A 17,482-nucleotide genomic window follows, 5' to 3' on the forward strand; every position below is an offset into this window, starting at 1 on the left:
CGCTACGCGTCGCTCGAGAAGCGGACGGAACCGTCGGGAAGCACGGTGTCGGGCCAGATCCGGGCGCCGTCGAGCAGTTCGCAGCCGGCCCCGACGGACACGCCGTCGCCCAGCACGACCCCGCGCAGCACCGCACCGGCGCCGACGCGCGCGCCGTGCCCGAGCACCGAACGCTCGACGATCGCGCCCTCGGAGACGGCGGCGCCGTCGAACAGCACCGAGCCGTCGATCTTCGCGCCCGAGCCGACCACCGCGCCGCCGCCGATGGTCGAACCACCGGACAGCTGGGCGTCTTCGGCGACGGAAGCACCGTCGAGCACCAGGAAGTCGCCGGGCCGGCCGGGCAGCGCCGACGTCGGCGCGACACCCCGCACCAGGTCGGCGGAGCCGCGCACGAACGCCTCCGGCGTGCCGACGTCCAGCCAGTACGACGCGTCGACGAAGCCGTGGATGTGCGCGCCCTGCTCCAGCAGCTGCGGGAACGTCTCGCGCTCGACCGACACCCGGCGCCCGGTCGGGATCGACTCGATCACCGGGCGGCGGAAGACGTAGCAGCCGGCGTTGATCTGGTCGGTCGGCGGGTTCGGCGTCTTCTCGAGGAAGGCCTGGACGCGGCCGGTCTCGTCGGTCGGCACCGAACCGAACCGGCTCGGGTCGGGCACGCGCTGCAGGTGCAGGGTGACGTCGGCCTCCGACTCGCGGTGCACGCGCAGCTGCTCACCGAGGTCCGAGCCGGAGATGATGTCGCCGTTGAAGACGATCACGTGGTCCGCACGCAGCTTGTCGTAGACGTTCCGGATCGCGCCCGCGGTGTCGAGCGGCTCCTCTTCGACGACGTATTCGAGGTCCAGACCGATCGACTTGCCGTCGCCGAAGTACTCCTCGAACACCTCCGCACGGTAGCTCGTGCCCAGCACGACGTGCCGGATCCCGGCTTCGCGGATGCGGGAGAACAAGTGGCTCAGGTACGGCGTCCCGGCTGTCGGGAGCATCGGCTTCGGTGCCGAAAGGGTCAGTGGCCGCAGGCGCGTGCCCTTGCCTCCGACCAGCACGACGGCGTCGATCTCGACCTCGGACGTCACGGAAATCTCCTCTTGTATCACGCACCGCTGAGCGACAAGCCGCGGGAAACCCTGACGGAGGTCGCCCGGAGGGCCTACCCTAGACAGGAAACAGGCGGGCCTTTCCCCAGAGGGCCCCCGGGTCAGTCGGGAGGCCGAGGGGATGGACCCCCGCGATCGGGCGGACGCCCTGCTCGCACGAGCCCAAGCGCGCGGTGTGTTCGTGGTGACACCCGACAGAGCCACGTCGCCGATGGACTCGTCGAACACGCAGCAGATCCCGCGCGCGCAGATCGACGGCCTCGACCGCAGCCGCGACCCCGACACGACCACGCAGCTGCCGGCGTCGCTGATCGAGGAGAACGACCACCCGCTCGCGGGCTCGGCGCCGACGCGGCGGATGGAGACCCAGGGTGGCCGCCGCGCGCAGCCGACGACCCCGCTGAGCACGCCGACGCCCACGACCCCGATGCACACGCCGCTGGCCCGCCGGCCCCAGGCCGAGCCGATAACGAGCCCGCTGAAGGAGCCGGACCCGGAGGACACCGGCCTGGTGCCGACGGTGACGCAGACCAACGGCAAGTCCGACCTTTCGCGCCGGCTCGACGGGATCTAGCGCGTCTCGAGCTTCAGCCGCACGGCGAGGCCGAGCTTCGCGGCGGCCAGGACCGGCTTCCAGACGAGGCCAGGGTGGCGGTCGGCGAGGTAGCGGTACGCGCTGGCGTGGTGGGCCTTGAGCATCTTCTTCGACGCCTGCGACGTCGAGTGCCCGCCTTCGTGGACCACGCTCGAGGACGGGGCGTAGACGTTCAGCCAGCCGGCCTTCGCGAGCCGGTCGCCGAGGTCGACGTCCTCGAAGTACATGAAGTAGCTCGTGTCGAAGCCGCCGACGGAGTCGAACGCCTCCCGCCGGAACAGCTGGCACGACCCGGACAGCCAGCCCGAGGTGCGCTCGACCGGCGTGCCGGTCTCCTGCCGGTACTGCTTCGTCCAGGGGTTGCCGGGCCAGACCTTCCCGAAGAGGGCGTGCCCGATGCCCCGGCCGAAGGAGGGCAGCAGCCGCGCCGAGGGGTAGACGACCCCCTCGAGATCGTGGATCAGCGGCCCGAAGGCACCCCCGCGCGGCCACCGCCGCGCGACCTCGAGCAGGGCGTCGAGCGACCCGGGCTCCCACTCGAGGTCCGGGTTGACGACGACGACCCAGCCGTACCGGTCGTCCAGCTCGGCGACGCCCCGGTTGGCGGCGGTCCCGTAGCCGAGGTTCTCCCCCATGGCGAGCAGCTGGACGTTCTTGCGGTGGGCGGTGGCCTTCTCGAGGGCACCCTCGACGGACGCGTTGTCCGCGACGACCACCTTGAGCTCGCGCTCGGTGGCCTTCTCGAGGGTGTCGAGGAACCGCTCGATGGTGTCCTCGGAGAAGTAGGTCACGGTCACGACGCCGACTTCGTCGCCATAGCGGGAGTGCTCAGTCACCCGGCCATTGTCCACTCATCACCCAGCGCAACCCCGCCGCCCCGCAGCGCGTGACGGAAAGGGCCAATGCCGCCGTGTCGACCCTTCAATCACGTGTGTCGGCTCTTTGAGCGCGGGTCAGCGGGTGCGGAGGTGGCGGGACCAAGCCTTGGCGTACGCCTCGCGGTGCCGTTCCGCGGTCGTCGCCCAGGAGAACTCCTTCGCGCGCTGCTGGGCCGCCGTGGCCAGCTCGGCTCGGCGGCCCGGGTCCGCCAGCAGCTCGGAGATCGCCGCCGCCACGTCGCCCGCGCCCACGCCGCAGTACGCCACCGCGTCGCCGCCCACCTCCGGCAGGGACAGCCGGCGCGTCGTCAGCACGCACGCGCCGCACGCCATGGCCTCCAGCACCGGGAGCCCGAACCCCTCGCCCAGCGACGGGTACGCCACCAGCGAAGCCCCGCCGAGAAAGCCGGCCAGGGTGCCGAAGGGCAGATATCCTGCCCGGATCACCCGCAGCCGGTGCGGCACGGCGTCCAGGGCCCGTTCCACCTGCGTGTCCCAGCCCGGCTGGCCGGCCAGCACCAACGCCGGCGCGTCGCGCTGCCCGGCCACCGCCCGCGCGAAGCCGCGGATCAACGCCGGCACGTTCTTGCGCGGCTCCAGCGCGCCCAAGAACGCCACGTACGGGGTCCGGCCCAGCCCCACCGCCGCTCGGGCGGCGGCGACTTCCGAGGGCGACGGCGGGTGGAAGCGCTCGCTGTCGACGCCGTGGTGAATGACTTCCAGCGAAGCGTGCCGCACCTGGCCGACGCGGGTCAGCTCCGCGGCCGTCGCCGCCGAGGGGACCACGCACAACGTCGCGCGGCGCAGGGCCGTCGCCGTCCACGCGCGGAAGAAGCGGGCCTTCACCGAAGAGTGCAGGACCGCGTCGGTGAAGAACGTCGCGTCGTGCAGCGTGACGACCGATGCCGCCGACGTGGCCAGCGGCATCGTGTAGTGCGGCGAGTGGACGACGTCCGCGCCGAGCCGGCGCACCAGTCTCGGCAGCGTCGCCTGTTCCCAGGTCAGGCGCGCGGTCCGGGTGGTCGTCGACGGCGAGGCGGGCACGATGCGTGAGTGCGGTGCCAGCCGATCGTAAAGCCGCAGGTCCCGGGGCTGGCAGACGACGGTGACGCGCGCCCCGTCGGCGTCCAGGGCGGCGACGAGCGAATCCACGTACCGGCCGACCCCGCCGCGGTCCGCGGGAACCGCGGTCGCGTCGATCAGAACCCGGGGGTCTTCGCTCACCCCTGCAGGGTACGGCGGTGACCCGGTGTCATGGTGGGGAACTGGCAAACACGTCAGCCGTGTGCGCGGGTGTGGATCGCCCAGACGGCTTCCGCCGCCCTACGCCACGTGAACGTGCGGGCTCGTTCCCTCCCCGATCGGGCGAGGTCGTCGGCCACAGACGGTGAACCCAGCACTTCGCGTAACGCCGTGGCCAGCGCTGCCGCGTCGCCGCGCGGCACCATCCGGCCCGCGCCGCCCGCTACCTCGGCCAGCGCCGGGACGTCCGTGTGCACCACCGGCACGCCCGCCGCCATCGCCTCCAGCAGGCCCAGCCCGAAGCCCTCGGCGAGGCTCGGCACGGCCAGCACGCTCGCCCGGCGCAACGCGGTCGCCAGCTCGGCGTCCGGCACCTTCCCCAGCACCCGCAGCCGGTCCGCGGGCAGGCCGCGTTCCCGCGCCAGCGCGGCCGGGTCGACGCCGCCCCAGCCCGGCTGGCCGGCCAGCACCAGCACCACGCCGTCCAGCGCCGCGACCGCGTCGACCAGCACGTCGATGCCCTTGCGCGGCTCGATCGTCCCGACGGCCAGCACGTACCGCGAAGGCAGGTCCAGCTCGGCGGCCCCCTCGGGGACCCGCACGCCGTGCGGCACCACGTGCACCGGGACGCCGACGTCGACCAGCACCGCCAGCTCGTCCGCGACGGCCCGGGTCGGCACGACCAGCCCGGTCGACGACCGCGCCGCCCGCGCGATCATCGACCGGTGCCAGCTGACGCCGCGCGCGGTGAGCGTCTCGGGGTGGGTCCAGGGCACGGTGTCGTGCACGGTGACGCTCACCGTCTTCCCGGCCGGGGCGCGCGGGGGCGCGAACGGCGTCGGCGCGTGCACCGCGTCGCCGCCCGGCCACCAGGGGATCCCCAGCTGCCACGCGCCGACCAGCACCCGCGGCGGGATCCGCAGCACCCGCGGGCCTTCGACGCCCTCGAGCTCGGCCGCGCGCACGTCGGCGTGCCGCGCGACCACGCTGGAGACCGTCCAGCCCGGCGGCGCGGTCCGCGCGAGGGCGGGGAGCAGCTCGGCCGTGTAGCGCCCGGTGCCTCCGGGCACGGGCGCGAGGAGCTGCTCGGCGAGCACGACCAGTTCGGGCACGCGGCTATTGTGCGGGACGTGACCGCGAATCCCGCCACCACGGTGGTCGTCGTGACCTGGCGGGGTGCCGGGCACGTCACCGCCTGCCTCGACGCGCTCGCCGCGCAGACGCGTCCACATCGGACGCTCGTGGTGGACAACGCCTCCGACGACGGCACCGCCGCCCTGCTCGCGGCCCATCCTTCGCGTCCGCAAGTACTTCGCCTCCCCCGCAACGCGGGCTACGCGGGCGCGCTCGCCGTCGCCGTCCGGCGCGTCGGAACCCCGCTGATGGCGTGGCTGAACGACGACGCCGAGCCCGAGCCGGACTGGCTCGCGACGCTCGAAGACACCCTGGAAAAAGCCCCGTTGGCCGCCGCGGTGACGTCGCTGCTCGTGCGGCCCGGCGGCGGCACGCAGTCCGCCGGCGTGCGGCTCACCGCCGACGGCCACGGCGCCGACCTCACCACCCCGGCGGACGAGGTGTTCGGCTTCTGCGGTGGCGCGGCCCTGCTGCGCACCGACGCGCTCGAGAGCGTCCACGGCGTCCCGGCCGGGTTCTTCTGCTACTACGAGGACACCGACACGGCGTGGCGGCTGCGGCTGGCCGGGTGGGACGTCGTCGCGGCGCCCGAGGCGCGCGTCCGGCACGCCCACGGCGTCAGCAGCGAGCTGGGCTCGCCGCTGTTCCACCGCTGGAACGAGCGCAACCGGCTGCTCATGCTGCTGCGCTGCGCGCCCCGCGAAGTCGCGGTGAACCAGCTGCTGAGGTTCGCCGTGTTGACAGCGGTACTGCCCCTGCGGCCCGGGCGCCCCCGGGCGGCGAACTTCCGGTTCGGCCTGCGCTGCCGCGTCCTGGCCGAGGTGATCACGCGGCTGCCGGCGACGCTGCTGGCCCGCCGCGCGATCGGCCGTGCGGCCGCGCTGAGCCGAGGCGCGGTCTGGGAGGCTTGGGCTGGCCTTTAAGCTGGCGCTCACCCGACGAAGGAGCTGGCTTTGGCGCAGGGGGAACCGCAACCGCTCGTCTCGGTGATCGTGGTGAACTACCGCGGCGCCGAAGACACGATCGCCTGCCTGCGCGCGCTCGCCGAGCACGACTACCCCGAGCTCGAGCTGATCTGCGTCGACAACTCCGACGAAGCCGCGCGCATCCGCGAAGCCGTGCCCGGGGCCACCGTGGTCGAGGCAGGCCGCAACACCGGCTTCGCGGGCGGTTGCAACCTCGGCGCGAAGCACGCGACCGGCACCGTCCTCGGGTTCCTCAACAACGACGCCCGCCCGGCGCCCGGCTGGGTCTCCACCGCCGTCGCCGAGCTGCGCGCGCAGCCGCGCGTCGCCGCCGTGGCCAGCAAGGTCGTCGACTGGGACGGCACCGGCACCGACTTCGTCGACGGCGGCCTGACCTGGTTCGGCATGGGTTACAAGCGCCACGCGGGCTCGCCGCTGGCCGACGTCCCGGCCGCCGAGCACGAGGTCGCGAAGGACGTCCTGTTCGGCACCGGCTCCGCGATGTTCGTCCGGGCCGGCGTGTTCGCCGAGCTGGGCGGCTTCGACGAGCGGTTCTTCATGTTCTACGAGGACGTCGACCTCGGCTGGCGGCTGAACCTGCGCGGCTGGCGCGTCCGGTACGTCCCGGAGTCGCTGACGTACCACCGCCACCACGGCACGATGGGCGCCGTCGACGCGCCGGAAACCGGCCGCGAGACCTTCCTCCTGGAGCGCAACGCGCTCGCGGCGATGTACAAGAACCTCTCCGACGAGACCCTGGCCCGCGCGCTGCCCGCGGCGCTCGCGCTCGCCGTCCGGCGCGCCACCGCGCGCGGCGAGCTGGACGCGACCCAGCTGGACCTCGAGCGGGGCGTCGGGCCGATCGAATCCGGGGACGTCGCGATCCCGCGAACCACGCTCGCCGGGCTCCTGGCGATCGACCAGTTCGTCGAGCAGCTGCCCTCACTGGGCGCGTCCCGGGCGGTCGAGCAGGCCGCCCGCGTCCGCACCGACGCCGACCTGCTTCCCTTGCTGCGCAAGGCTTTGGAGCCCGCCTACCCGTTGCCGCGCTACCTCGCCGCGCACGAGATCCTCGTCGAGGCGTTCGGCATCGAGCAGGCGTTCGGGCAGCGGCGCAAGATCCTCGTGATCACCGGCGACGCCCTCACCGAGCGGATGGCCGGCCCGGCGATCCGCGCCTGGAACATCGCGCTGGCGCTCGCCGCCGAGCACGACGTCCACCTGATCACCACCAACCCGCTCGCGACGCCGCCGCCCGCGCCGTTCCGCGTCAGCGCCGGCAAGCACCGCGAGCTCGAGGCGCCGATCGCCTGGGCCGACGTCGTCGTGCTGCAGGGCCACGTGCTGGAACTCGCGCCGTCGCTGAAGAAGGAGCACAGCGGCAAGATCGTCGTCGCCGACCTCTACGACCCGATGCACCTGGAGCTGCTGGAGCAGGGCAAGGGCGTCGCCGACGACCGGCGCGCGGCCGACCTCGCGGGCGTCACCCGCGTGCTGGACGCGCAGATCGAACGCGGCGACTTCTTCCTGTGCGCGTCCGAACGGCAGCGGCACCTGTGGCTCGGCCACCTCGCCGCGCTGGGCCGGTTGTCCCCGCGGCTCTACGACGCCGACCCGACCACGCAGTCGCTGCTCGCGGTCGTCCCCTTCGGACTGTCGCCGCAGGCACCGGTGCGCACCGGGCCAGGCCTGCGGTCGTCGCTCGGCATCGGGGGCACCGACCACGTCGTCCTCTGGGCCGGCGGGGTGTACAGCTGGTTCGACCCGCTGACGCTGGTCCGCGCGATCGACGAGCTGCGCCGCCGCCGCGGCGACGTCCGGCTGGTGTTCCTCGGCATGAAGCACCCGAACCCCGAGGTCGCCGAGATGGACATCGGCACGCGGACGATCCGGCTGGCGGATTCGCTGGGGCTGACCGGGAAGCACGTCTACTTCAACGAGCAGTGGGTGCCCTACCACGAGCGCCAGAACTGGCTGCTGGACGCGAACTGCGGCGTCACGACGCACTACGAGCACGTCGAGACGACGTTCGCGTTCCGCACCCGCGTCCTCGACTACCTGTGGGCCGGGCTGCCGATCGTCACCACCGACGGCGACTCGTTCGCCGACCTCGTGCGGGCCGAACGGCTCGGCGTCGTCGTCCCGGCCGAGGATGCGTCCGCGCTGGCCGAAGCGCTCGAGAAGTGCTTGTACGACGAGGAATTCGCGGCGGGCTGCGTCGAGCGGATCGCCGTCGTCGCGCAGCGGTACACCTGGCCGGAGGCGCTGAAGCCGCTGGTGGAGTTCTGCCGCGACCCGCGCCCGGCGGCCGACCGGCTGCCCGGATCGGCGGACCTGACCAAGACGGCGCCGGTGCGCGGCCGCGAGATGCTGCGCCGCGACGCCGACCTGGTCCGGGAGTACCTGGCGGCCGGCGGGGCGACGGAGCTGGCGCGGCGCGTCGGCGGGCGGGTCCTGAAGGTCGCGAAGCAACGGCTGCGCCGTGGCTAGGTCCCTGAGCGTCCTCCTCGACGGCACTCCGCTGCTCGGCGCCCGCACCGGGATCGGCCGGTACACCGCCGCGCTGAGCGAAGAGCTGGTGTCGATCCCCGAGGTGGACACGCGCGCGGTGGCGTTCACGCTGCGCGGCTGGCGGCGGCTGCGGCACGTGCTGCCGTACGGCGCGCGGGCCCGCGGGATGCCGGTTTCGGCGCGGTTGCTGCGGGCGGCCTGGCTGCGCTCGGACTTCCCGCCGGTGGAGCTGTTCGCGGGTCCGACGGACGTCGTGCACGGCACGAACTTCGTGCTGCCGGGCCGGGTGCGCGCCGCGGGCGTGGTGACGATCCACGACCTGGCCTTTTTGGACAATCCCGCGGAGCTGGCGCCGAGCGACCGCGGCCTGCCGGAACTGGTCCGCCGCGGCGCCCACCGCGCCAACGTGATCTGCACGCCGACGGCGGCGGTGGCCGACTCGGTGGCGGAGCGCCTGGACGTCTCCCGCGACAAGATCGTGGTCACCCCGCTGGGCGTCAACCCGGCCTGGTTCACGGCGCGCCCGCCGGACGACGAGCGGCGCGCGCGGCTCGGCCTGCCCTCGCGGTACCTGTTGTTCGCGGGCGCGGCCGGCCCGCGCAAGGGCCTGGACTGGCTGACCCGCGCCCACGAGGCGGCGCCGGACCTGCCGGACCTGGTGTTCGCCGGCCCGGGCCCGTTCCCGCGCTCGTCGCGCACGTCCCAGACCGGCTATCTGTCCGATGTGGACCTGCGCACGGTGGTGGCGGGCGCGTCGGCCCTGGTGCTGCCCTCCCGCGACGAGGGTTTCGGGCTGCCGGTGCTGGAGGCGATGGCCTCGGACGTCCCGGTGGTCTGCACGGACATCCCGGCCCTGCGCGAAGTGGCGGGCGACTGCGCGAGCCTGGTCCCGTACGGCGACGTGGACGGCCTGGCGGAGGCACTGCGAACGGCGGTGACGGACCCCCACGCGGTGGCGACGTCTTCGGCCCGCCGTGCACACGCGGCCAACTTCACGTGGCGCACGTGCGCCGAACTGACGGTCGGCGCCTACCGGCTGGCCTCAGGCCGTCACTGAGCCTGCCGCGAAGCAGGCATCCGAGGCTCGTAACGGTTCAGCGTGGGCCGGCGACCTAGGAGCATCAGTCACGCTGCTTCCCGGTGGAGGGCCGCCCGATGCCTGACGACGCCGATCGGGTCACCGCACTCGCCGCGATCTACGCCGGCACCCGAGCCGACAATTCCTCGATCGCGAACGTGTCGCTCGCCCTGCTGGGCGCCGGGGCCGCCTACATCGCCGCGACACTGGCGTTCGCGGACAAGTTCGGATCCGCGGTCAGCTGGGTGGTGGTGGCCATCCTCCCGAGCCCGCTGTGGCTGGTCGCCGCCTTCCACTCGCTCCTGGTGTGCCTTTCCATGGTCAACGCCGTGACGATCCAGTACACCGAGGAAAAGCTGCTCGACGTCGCGGGTGTTCCGGACGGCGAACGCAGCCGGATAGGCGCCAAACGCGGCGAAGCGATCGGGAACATCATGATTGCCCGCTGGCCGCACAAGGTGATGGAAGCCATCATCTACGGCGGCGCCGGGGCGCTCGTCGTCGGGTACACCGGGTACACGTTGACCTTGTCCTGGTCCCACGCCCCCGTCTCGACCGTCGTCTTCGCCTGCCTTTACGGCTTCGCGCTGGTCTCGACCGTTTTCTCGTGGACCTACGGGTTCGGGCACGCGGCCGAGACCGCGGAAGTCCTCGTTCCGGGAACCAGCCGACCTCAAACCGTGGCGGAACCTGCCGCGAAGTAAGCGTCCAACGCCTCTTCCCACGGCCGCAGCGGGGTCAGCCAGGCTTCCTGCCACGACGCCGGCGACAGGACCGAGTACGCCGGCCGAGTCGCCGCCTGCGGGTACTCCGCCGACGTGCACGGGTGCACCCGCGATGGATCCGCCCCCAGCCGCGAGAAGATCGCCTTGGCGAAACCGCACCAGCTCACCGAGCCCGCGTTCGTGCAGTGCAGGGTGCGCCGCTCCGGGCCGTCGCCGCCCGCCGCGCGGGATGCCAGCTCCAGCAGGCCCGCCGCCAGGTCGGCCGTCCACGTGGGACCTCCCACCTGGTCGTCCACAACGGACAGTTCCGGGCGCGCGGACTCCAGCCGGGCCATGGTCTTCACGAAGTTCGAACCCGAATGCCCGTACAGCCACCCGGTCCGCACGACCCACGACGACGCGCCCGACCCGAGCACCGCGTCCTCGCCCGCCGCCTTCGTGCGGCCGTACGCCGAGCGCGGTCCCAGCTCGTCGGCCGGCTCGTACGGCGTCGAGGCGTCGCCGGAAAAGACGTAGTCCGTCGACACGTGGATCAGCGGCACGCGGCGGGACGCGCACGCCGCGGCCAGCACCCGGGGGCCGTCCGCGTTCACCGCGAACGCGCGCTCCTCGTCCGTCTCGGCCTTGTCGACCGCCGTGTACGCCGCGGCGTTGATCACCACCGGGGCCGAGCCCGTCTCGCGGGCGCGGTCCGCCAGCGCGCCGACCGCCGCGAGGACCTGGCCCGTCGCCGTCACGTCGAGCTCCGCGGAACCCGGCGCCACCACGTCCACCGAAGGGGACGCCAGCGCGGCCAGGTCGCGGCCGAGCTGTCCGGAACCGCCGGGCACGAGCACCGTCAGCCGCACGAGCACATCCTCACTTCTTGAGCGCGGCCCGCTCCGCCAGGGGCTCCCACCACGCGCGATTGTCCGTGTACCAGGCCACTGTCGCGGCCAGACCGTCCTCGAAGGACACCCGCGGAGCGTACCCCAGCTCTTCGCTGATCTTCGTGATGTCCACCGAGTACCGGCGGTCGTGGCCCTTGCGGTCCTCGACCGGTTCGACGCTGTCCCAGCCCGCACCGAGCGCGGCGAGCAGCTTCTCCGTCAGCTCGCGGTTGGTCAGCTCGACGCCGCCGCCGATGTTGTAGATCTCGCCCGGCCGCCCGTGGTCGGCGACCAGCTGGATGCCGTGGCAGTGGTCGTCCACGTGCAGCCAGTCACGGACGTTGAGCCCGTCGCCGTACAGCGGCACCGGCCGCCCGTCGAGCAGGTTCGTGACGAACAGCGGGATGACCTTCTCGGGGAACTGGTACGGACCGTAGTTGTTGGAGCACCGGGTGACGCACACCGGCAGCCCGTGCGTCCGGAAGAAGGACCGCGCCACCAGGTCGGAGGACGCCTTCGACGCCGAGTACGGCGAGTTCGGCTCCAGCACGTGGTCTTCGGTCCACGAGCCGGTCTCGATCGAGCCGTACACCTCGTCCGTGGACACGTGGACGAACTTCGAGACGCCCGCGTCCAGGGCCGCCTGCAGCAGGTTCTGCGTGCCGAGCACGTTCGTCAGCACGAAGTCGGCGGCACCGAGGATCGAGCGGTCCACATGGGACTCGGCGGCGAAGTGCACGACCAGGTCGACACCGCGCATGACGTCGGCGACCTTCCGCCCGTCGCAGATGTCGCCGCGGACGAACCGCAACCGCGGGTCGGCGGCGACCGGCGCCAGGTTGGCCTCGTTGCCGGCGTAGGTGAGTTTGTCCAGCACCACCACCTCGGCGTCGCGCAGCGCCGGGTAGGCGCCGCCGAGCACCTGCCGGACGTAGTGCGACCCGATGAAGCCGGCACCACCGGTGACCAGGACCCGCATCTTCCCGCCTTTCCTTCGGCCCCGACCGGGGCAATCGGCCCCCAGCCTACGGAGGCCCCACAACACCCTCAGTAGAGTCTCGCCGAGAGGCACGTTCGTGCCCTGGGGGAAGCACGGGGTTCACAGGGGAGGAAGCGCGTGACCGAATGGCCGGCGCCGCCCGTCCCGGCACGGCGCAGTCACGGCGTCGGCGTCTTCGCACGCCGCGGCGGCAAGGTCGTCGTGTCCCTGCTCTCGGTCGCGATCCTGGCCCTGACCTGGTACGGCTGGAACTACATCGGCGACCCGAACAGCGGCCTGACCACCACGAACGTGTTCGCCGACACCGAGGCGCACGCGAAGCCGCTCGACGGCGCGATCGACATCCTCCTGGTCGGCCAGGACAGCCGCACCGACGCGCAGGGCAACCCGCTGCCCCGCGAGGTGCTGGACATGCTGCACGCCGGCGTCTCCGACGGCGAGCTGAACACCGACACGATGATCCTCGTGCACATCCCCCAGAACGGGCAGCACGCGATCGCGATCTCGTTCCCCCGTGACTCCTGGGTGGAGCTCGCCGGCGGCTACGGCAAGCACAAGCTCAACAGCGCGTTCGTCTACGCGTACACGGACACTTACAAAACGTTACAGCGCCAGGGAATGACCGACCTCAAGGAAGCCGACGCGCAGGCGAAGGTCGCCGGGCGGAAGAACCTGATCGCCACGATCGAGAAGTTCATCGGCAAGCCCGGCATGATCGACCGCTACGCCGAGGTCAACCTGGCGAGCTTCTACGAGATCACCAAGTCGATCGGCGGCGTCGAGGTCTGCCTGAACGGCCCGGTCAAGGAAGCGAAGTCCGGGGTGGACCTGCCGGGCGGGCGCCAGACGATCGAGGGCGTGCAGGCGCTCGCGTTCGTCCGCCAGCGCTACGGCCTGCCGAACTACGACCTCGACCGGATCGCGCGCCAGCAGGCGTTCCTCTCCGGGCTGGCCCGCAAGGTCATCTCCACCGACGTGCTCACCAGCCCGGGCAAGATCGCCGACCTGGTGGCCGCGGTGAAGAAGTCCGTCGTGGTGTCGCAGGGCTGGGACCTGACGGAGTTCGCCGAGCAGATGCGCGGCCTGACCGGCGGCAACATCGAGTTCCACACCATCCCGACGCTGGGCAACGCGGTGATCGGCGGCGCCGACGTGCTGCGCGTCGACCCGGCCGCGGTCCAGGCCGAGGTGACCCGCCTGACCGCCGACGGCGGCACCTCCACCACGCCGGCGCCCGCGCAGCTGCCGGGCGCGAACGCCGTCACGGTCGAGCTGTTCGACGGCTCCGGCTCGCCGTCCCTGGCCGGCCAGACGCACGCGACGCTCCAGGGCAAGGGCTTCAAGCTCGCCGCCGACCAGAAGCTGAGCACCCGCACCACCACGGTCGTCCGTTACAACCCGGCCGACGAGACCGCGCTGGAACTGGTCAAGCAGGCCCTCGGCACGACGGTCCAGGCCGAGCCGGACCGCGACGTCACGGCCGGCCACGTGCGCGTGCTGCTGGGCAAGGACTTCCGCAGCTCGGCCGCCGGTTCCGGGGGCGCGCCGTCGACGTCGGCCGCGAAGCCGCCGGCCACGCCGACGGCGACCGCGAGTGCCACCCCCGCCGCGCCGCCGATCACCGCGGGCGACGTTCCCTGCGTCAACTAGACTGCGTACGCAGGGTGGTCGGGGGGAGCGAGCCAGGGTGGCAGACGAGCAGGTAGAACCGGAGCCGGACGCGCAGCCGGTGACGCAGCGCGACGACGATCCCGAGTGGAAGCCGTCGCCGTTCCCGCGGGACGCCGCTCCGGAGGTCGCAGTGGCACCGCCGTCGCGGGCCGGGCGAGCCGGGAAGGTGACCCGCCGGGTGGCGGTCGGTCTCGTTTCGCTGCTCGCGCTCGGCGTCAGCGGCTACGCGTACGTCACGAAGGACCAGCTGCAGAGCACCGTCCCGACGACAGACGCGCTCACGCCGCGCGCCGGCGAGCCCGCGCCGCCGCCGGCCGACGACGGCGCGGACGACATCCTGCTCGTCGGCAGCGACGCGCGGACGGACGCCCAGGGCAACCCGCTCCCGCTGCGCGTACTGAAGGAGCTGCGCACCGAGGCCAACAACGGCGCGGTGAACACCGACACGGTGATCCTGCTGCGGGTGCCGAAGAACGGCGGGAAGCCGTCGGCGGTCTCGGTCCCGCGCGACACGTGGACGAACATCCCGGGCCGCGGCGAGGCGAAGATCAACTCGGCGTACGGCATCGCGAAGGCGCACTTCGCCCAGGAGCTGCGCGCGCAGGGCGAGCACGACCAGGCGAAGATCGAACGCGACTCGGACACCGAGGGCCGCCGCGTGCTGGTGCAGGCCGTGCAGGACCTGACGCAGGTGCGCGTCGACCACTACGCCGAGATCAACCTGCTGGGCTTCTACCTGCTCACCGAGGCCCTCGGCGGCGTCCGGGTCTGCCTGAACCACGCGACCGAGGACAAGGACTCGGGCGCGGACTTCCGCCGCGGCGAGCAGACGGTCTCCGGCGGCGAAGCGCTTTCCTTCGTCCGCCAGCGCAAGAACCTGCCGCGCGGCGACCTCGACCGGATCGTGCGGCAGCAGGCGTTCCTGTCCTCGGCGCTGCACCAGGTGCTCTCGGCGGGCACGCTGACCAGCCCGGGCACGCTGAACAACCTGATGGACGCGGTGCACCGCTCGCTGGTCCTCGACCCGGGGCTCGACCTGCTGCAGTTCGCGCAGCAGGCGAAGGGCATCGCGTCGGGCAACCTGACGTTCGCGACGATCCCGGTCCTCACGGCCAACGGCCGCAGCCCCGACGGCCAGAGCATCGTGCAGGTCGACCCGCAGGCGGTCCGCGAGTTCGTGGCGGGCCTCGCCGGACGCCCGGCCCCCGCGGCGGCCAAGGCACCCGGCTCGACCCCCACGGGCGGCGGCTCGGGCAGCGGGGCGGCCCCCGCCGCCGCAGCGCTGCCCCCGGACCCCGCCGCCGCACTCCTGCGCCCAGCTCCCGAGGGCGCGCCGCAGTCCCCAGCCCCCGCCGCGGCCGCGCTGCCCCCGGACCTCGCCGCCGCGCGCCTGCCCCCGGCCCCCGCCGCGGCACCGCCGGCCCAAGCCTCCGACGGCGTCCCCTGCGTCAACTAGCTCTGCCAACCCGCCCTCAGGCGAAGTCGGCGCGGTGGTCCTCCGCCCACTGCCGGAACGTGCGCGGCGCGTTGCCGGTCACCTCGCGGACCACGTCCGTCACCTCCGAGGGCTCGTCCAGCGTCCGCGCCCAGGCACGCAGGATCTCCGGCGGGACCTCGGGCGGCCAGCCCAGCGCGACCATCCGCTCGGCGGCCTGCTCCGGCGTCAGCTCCTCGACCGGCAGCGGCCTGCCGAGGACGTCGGCGAGCACCGCCGCCTGCTCCCGGAACGTGATCGGCGCCGGACCGCTGAGCCGCAGGGCCGCTCCCTGGTGCGAGCCGTCGATGAGGATCCTCGCGGCGACGTCGCCGATGTCCTGCTCGTGGATGGCGCCGACCCGCGAGTCCGGGTAGGCCGTGCGCACGACGCCGTCGGCGATGTCCGCGCGCCAGCCCAGGACGTTCGTGGCGAACGCGCCGGGGTTGAGCCGCGTCTCCCCGAACGGCGCCGCGACCAGGGCCTGTTCCACCGCGTGGTGCAGCGCCGCGACGCGGCTCTGCGCGGACCCAGGCTCGAGGATCGCGCCCGAGGACAGTTGCACGACGTGCCGCACGCCGGCCGCCTCCGCCGCCTTCACGAAGGCCTCGATCCCCGACGGCCGCGTGTACAGGAACACCGCCGAGACGCCGTCGAGCGCGGCGTCCAGTGTGGACGGATCCTCCAGGTCCGCGCTCACCTTGGCGGTCGGTACGTCGAGCGTGGTGGCGTCGCGGGAGGACGCGCGAACGTCCTGACCTGCGGCGACGAGCGCGTCGAGCACCGCGCGCCCGACGTGCCCGCGGGCACCGGTGACGAGAATGGTCATGAGGGCTCCCCAGCTTCCCAAATAGCTTTGCTTGCAAAACAAAGCTACTCAGCCCGGCGAAGCCGTGTCAACCGGCGAACCGCGTGGTCCGCGCTTTAGGCTTTTCCGCATGAGCCTGACCGACGAGCTGCTGCGCCCGCTGCTGGCCTCGCCCGCCAAACCGTTGATCACCCACTACGACGACCAGCTGGGCAGCCGCGTCGAGCTGTCCGTGGTGACGACCGCCAACTGGGCGGCCAAGACGGCCAACTGGCTGACCGAGGAGTTCGACGTCGAGCCGGGCGACGACGTGGCCGTGCAGCTCCCGGCGCACTGGCAGACCGTCGGCGTGCTGCTCGGGGCGTGGTGGTGCGGGGCGCGCGTGGTGACCGAAGGTGCCGGCGCGCGGGTGGCGTTCGTCGGGCCGGACGACCCGGAGCCGACCGGCGCCGCGGCGACCGCCGTCGTCACGCTCGACCCGATGGGCCGCGGCCTGGCCGAGCCCCCGGGCGGCGGTGCGTTCGACTACCTGACGGAGTCCCGCGCGGCGGGCGACCAGTACAGCCCGCTCTTCCCGATCCCCGGCGACACGGCCGCGCTGTTCGAGTCCACAGTGGACGAGGTGCTGGCCGAAGCCCGCAACCGCGCGGCGAAGCTCGGCCTGACCGCCGACGACCGCGTGCTGTCCACAAGGGACTGGACCGGCCCCGAGGGCATCCTCGACGGCCTGCTCGTCCCCCTGGCCGCGGGCGCCCACCTGGTCCACGTGAGCAACGCGGACCAGGCCAAGCTGGGTGCCCGCCGCGATGCCGAGCGCACCACGGCGGACCTCCCGGCCTAGGCGTTCTGCAGCTCGCCGGCTTCGGCGGCGGCGCGCGCCCGCTTGCGGCCCCACAGCAGGTGGTCCAGCGAGAGCCGGCCGCCGTTGAAGCCGAGCGCCAGCCCGGCCAGCGCGAGCACCAGGACGAGCTCGTAGCCGCCCTGGCCGGTCAGGCCGTTGTCGATGTGCACCGAGAGCAGCGCGCCCACGGAGATCACGACGTAGCCGATGCCGACCAGCGGCATCAGGAACCCGGCGATGAACGCGACCGAGCCGAGGATTTCGACGGTCATCGCGAAGACCGCGGCGGCCGTGGGCAGCGGGATGCCCGTCATCTCGAAGAACTTCGCCGTGCCGTCGATGCCGTTGTTCCACTTCTGCAGCCCGTGCGCGAGGAAGACGACCGCGACGCCGATCCTCCCCAGCAGCAGTGCCACGTCCTTGAATCGTCCGAACATCCGGTTTCAGCTCCCCGGTGGGTGAATTTTCAACTGACTCGCCCAACGTAGAGGCCCGGCGCGCCCACCCGAAGCTCCGGAGGGTGATCGACAGGGAACCGACAGGGACCGATATTCGGTTGGGCGCACCCCGGGCGCGGGGCTATCTTCG

16 protein-coding genes are annotated in these 17,482 nt (G+C 72.8%); 8 read left to right on the forward strand and 8 right to left on the reverse strand.

The genetic code is table 11. From position 1 onward, the window contains the following. Nucleotides 1-2 precede the first annotated feature (2 nt). Complete coding sequence (locus ACWEN0_RS23755; protein WP_155549152.1) at nucleotides 3-1,082, reverse strand: mannose-1-phosphate guanylyltransferase; 1,080 nt, start codon at nucleotides 1,080-1,082, stop codon at nucleotides 3-5. Nucleotides 1,083-1,224: 142 nt separating this feature from the next. Between ACWEN0_RS23755 and ACWEN0_RS23760 the strand changes: the two genes are divergently transcribed. Further along, nucleotides 1,225-1,677: a hypothetical protein gene (locus ACWEN0_RS23760; protein ID WP_451977327.1), complete on the forward strand. Its 453-nt coding sequence runs from the start codon at nucleotides 1,225-1,227 to the stop codon at nucleotides 1,675-1,677. On the opposite strand, the gene ACWEN0_RS23765 is transcribed toward ACWEN0_RS23760, so the two are convergent. The 3 genes from ACWEN0_RS23765 to ACWEN0_RS23775 form a co-directional block, all read right to left on the reverse strand. Beyond that, entirely contained in the window at nucleotides 1,674-2,534 is an 861-nt protein-coding gene (locus ACWEN0_RS23765; protein ID WP_451977330.1) for a glycosyltransferase family 2 protein, read from the reverse strand. The genes ACWEN0_RS23760 and ACWEN0_RS23765 overlap by 4 nt on opposite strands. A gap of 117 nt (nucleotides 2,535-2,651) precedes the next feature. Further along, complete coding sequence (locus tag ACWEN0_RS23770) at nucleotides 2,652-3,800, reverse strand: glycosyltransferase family 4 protein (protein WP_451977333.1); 1,149 nt, start codon at nucleotides 3,798-3,800, stop codon at nucleotides 2,652-2,654. 53 nt (nucleotides 3,801-3,853) lie between these two features. Then, nucleotides 3,854-4,930 (reverse strand): glycosyltransferase family 4 protein, encoded by a 1,077-nt coding sequence (locus tag ACWEN0_RS23775; RefSeq protein WP_451977336.1) that lies wholly within the window; start codon nucleotides 4,928-4,930, stop codon nucleotides 3,854-3,856. A gap of 9 nt (nucleotides 4,931-4,939) precedes the next feature. Between ACWEN0_RS23775 and ACWEN0_RS23780 the strand changes: the two genes are divergently transcribed. The 4 genes from ACWEN0_RS23780 to ACWEN0_RS23795 all read left to right on the forward strand — a co-directional run bounded on the left by ACWEN0_RS23780 (nucleotide 4,940) and on the right by ACWEN0_RS23795 (nucleotide 10,210). Further along, nucleotides 4,940-5,875, forward strand: coding sequence for a glycosyltransferase family 2 protein (locus tag ACWEN0_RS23780; protein WP_451977339.1), 936 nt, complete (start codon nucleotides 4,940-4,942; stop codon nucleotides 5,873-5,875). Nucleotides 5,876-5,905: 30 nt separating this feature from the next. Then, a complete protein-coding gene (locus ACWEN0_RS23785) occupies nucleotides 5,906-8,407 on the forward strand; it encodes a glycosyltransferase (protein ID WP_451977342.1) in 2,502 nt (833 codons plus the stop codon). Further along, nucleotides 8,400-9,485, forward strand: a complete 1,086-nt coding sequence (locus ACWEN0_RS23790) for a glycosyltransferase family 4 protein (RefSeq protein WP_451977345.1) — start codon at nucleotides 8,400-8,402, stop codon at nucleotides 9,483-9,485. The genes ACWEN0_RS23785 and ACWEN0_RS23790 overlap by 8 nt, the downstream gene beginning before the upstream one ends. A 98-nt stretch (nucleotides 9,486-9,583) precedes the next feature. Further along, complete coding sequence (locus ACWEN0_RS23795; RefSeq protein WP_451977348.1) at nucleotides 9,584-10,210, forward strand: hypothetical protein; 627 nt, start codon at nucleotides 9,584-9,586, stop codon at nucleotides 10,208-10,210. Here ACWEN0_RS23795 and rfbD read toward each other — a convergent pair. Next, the gene (gene rfbD, locus ACWEN0_RS23800) at nucleotides 10,180-11,085 is read right to left on the reverse strand and encodes a dTDP-4-dehydrorhamnose reductase (protein ID WP_451977351.1); all 906 of its coding nucleotides are present in this window, start codon (nucleotides 11,083-11,085) and stop codon (nucleotides 10,180-10,182) included. The genes ACWEN0_RS23795 and rfbD overlap by 31 nt on opposite strands. Nucleotides 11,086-11,089: 4 nt before the next feature. Continuing rightward, nucleotides 11,090-12,079 carry a dTDP-glucose 4,6-dehydratase gene (gene rfbB, locus ACWEN0_RS23805; RefSeq protein WP_451977353.1) on the reverse strand — a complete coding sequence of 330 codons (990 nt, stop codon included), beginning with the start codon at nucleotides 12,077-12,079 and terminating at the stop codon, nucleotides 11,090-11,092. A 138-nt stretch (nucleotides 12,080-12,217) separates the two neighbouring features. On the opposite strand from rfbB, the gene ACWEN0_RS23810 reads away from it, so the two are divergent. Both ACWEN0_RS23810 and ACWEN0_RS23815 read left to right on the forward strand, forming a co-directional pair. Then, on the forward strand, nucleotides 12,218-13,750 hold the full coding sequence (locus tag ACWEN0_RS23810; protein ID WP_451977356.1) for an LCP family protein: 1,533 nt from the start codon (nucleotides 12,218-12,220) through the stop codon (nucleotides 13,748-13,750). A gap of 37 nt (nucleotides 13,751-13,787) precedes the next feature. Then, nucleotides 13,788-15,227: an LCP family protein gene (locus ACWEN0_RS23815; protein WP_451977359.1), complete on the forward strand. Its 1,440-nt coding sequence runs from the start codon at nucleotides 13,788-13,790 to the stop codon at nucleotides 15,225-15,227. Nucleotides 15,228-15,243: 16 nt separating this feature from the next. Here ACWEN0_RS23815 and ACWEN0_RS23820 read toward each other — a convergent pair whose 3' ends face one another. After that, entirely contained in the window at nucleotides 15,244-16,074 is an 831-nt protein-coding gene (locus tag ACWEN0_RS23820) for an NAD(P)H-binding protein (RefSeq protein ID WP_451977362.1), read from the reverse strand. Nucleotides 16,075-16,183: 109 nt separating this feature from the next. On the opposite strand from ACWEN0_RS23820, the gene ACWEN0_RS23825 reads away from it, so the two are divergent. Next, entirely contained in the window at nucleotides 16,184-16,894 is a 711-nt protein-coding gene (locus ACWEN0_RS23825; protein ID WP_451977365.1) for a TIGR03089 family protein, read from the forward strand. On the opposite strand, the gene ACWEN0_RS23830 is transcribed toward ACWEN0_RS23825, so the two are convergent. Continuing rightward, the gene (locus tag ACWEN0_RS23830) at nucleotides 16,891-17,331 is read right to left on the reverse strand and encodes a DoxX family protein (RefSeq protein WP_451977368.1); all 441 of its coding nucleotides are present in this window, start codon (nucleotides 17,329-17,331) and stop codon (nucleotides 16,891-16,893) included. The two genes, ACWEN0_RS23825 and ACWEN0_RS23830, sit on opposite strands and share 4 nt — an antisense overlap. Nucleotides 17,332-17,482 lie beyond the last annotated feature (151 nt).

The sequence above is a fragment of the Amycolatopsis sp. NPDC004378 genome, assembly GCF_053602455.1.